Consider the following 1,084-nt stretch of genomic DNA (forward strand, 5'->3'; position numbering starts at 1 on the left):
CTCAGCCTGCGTTACAAGAATTATACCTACGTTAAAAGGATTTTTTATGGCAATCAACTTAACCACAAAACAAAAACAGTATTTAAAAGGCTTGGCACACAATTTGAAACCGGTTGTGATGCTCGGCGCCAACGGCTTAACCGAAGGTGTTGTTGCCGAAATCGACAATGCCTTGAACCATCATGAACTGATTAAAGTGAAAGTTGCCGGTGCCGAACGTGAAACCAAGCAATTAATCATCGATGCGATTGTGCGCGAAACCTCTGCCGCTGCCGTGCAACTGATTGGTCATATTTTGGTGTTGTATCGTCCAAGCAAAGAACCGATTATCAGACTCCCTAAATAATACAACTTAAATAACACAACTCACTACAGGCAGGTCGGGCTAATAGCCGACCCGCCAAACCGCAGTTTAACTATTTTATGCCTGATAAAGCACATCAACGATATCAAATTCTACTTTGCCGCCCGGCGTGGTGATCGACACGCTGTCGTCAATTTCCTTGCCGATTAAACCGCGTGCAATCGGCGAATTCACCGAAATCAGACCGCTCTTGATGTCCGCTTCGTCATCACCGACAATTTTATAGCTGACTTCTTCTTCCGTATCCAGATTTACCAATACAACCGTCGCGCCAAAAATCACTTTGCCGTTATTTTTCATCTTGGTGATATCGATAATTTGGCAGTTAGAAAGTTTGCCTTCAATATCCTGAATCCGTCCTTCACAAAATCCCTGTTGTTCCCTTGCCGCGTGATACTCCGCATTTTCTTTTAAATCGCCGTGCTCGCGCGCTTCGGCAATCGCTTTAATAATTTCCGGACGGCGGACGTTTTTCAAAAATTCCAGCTCTTCTTTTAATTTTTCCGCACCCTGTACGGTCATCGGAATCTGTTTCATCATTTTTCCTCTGTGATCATTTTTATTTTTTACAGACAAAACAAAACCACAGCATAGTTTGTATGCTGTTAGATTGCTGACAAAGGTTAAAATACACGATTAATATTGTAAAAGTAGGGGCGGATTATATATCCGCCCGAACCGCACTTTGCATTTTTCCTTTATTGATTAAGTGCTTATGCC

General features: G+C 42.6%; 2 protein-coding genes. One reads left to right on the forward strand and one right to left on the reverse strand.

The genetic code is table 11. The features are described 5' to 3' along the window. Window positions 1-46 precede the first annotated feature (46 nt). Window positions 47-346, forward strand: coding sequence for a ribosome assembly RNA-binding protein YhbY (gene yhbY, locus FHQ30_RS12665; protein WP_139608408.1), 300 nt, complete (start codon window positions 47-49; stop codon window positions 344-346). A 75-nt stretch (window positions 347-421) separates the two neighbouring features. Here the strand turns inward: yhbY and greA are convergent, their stop codons facing one another. Continuing rightward, complete coding sequence (greA, locus tag FHQ30_RS12670; RefSeq protein ID WP_139611163.1) at window positions 422-901, reverse strand: transcription elongation factor GreA; 480 nt, start codon at window positions 899-901, stop codon at window positions 422-424. Between the last annotated feature and the right edge of the window lie 183 nt (window positions 902-1,084).

This window comes from Testudinibacter sp. 'clade 2' (genome assembly GCF_006227735.1).
Lineage (GTDB): Bacteria > Pseudomonadota > Gammaproteobacteria > Enterobacterales > Pasteurellaceae > Chelonobacter.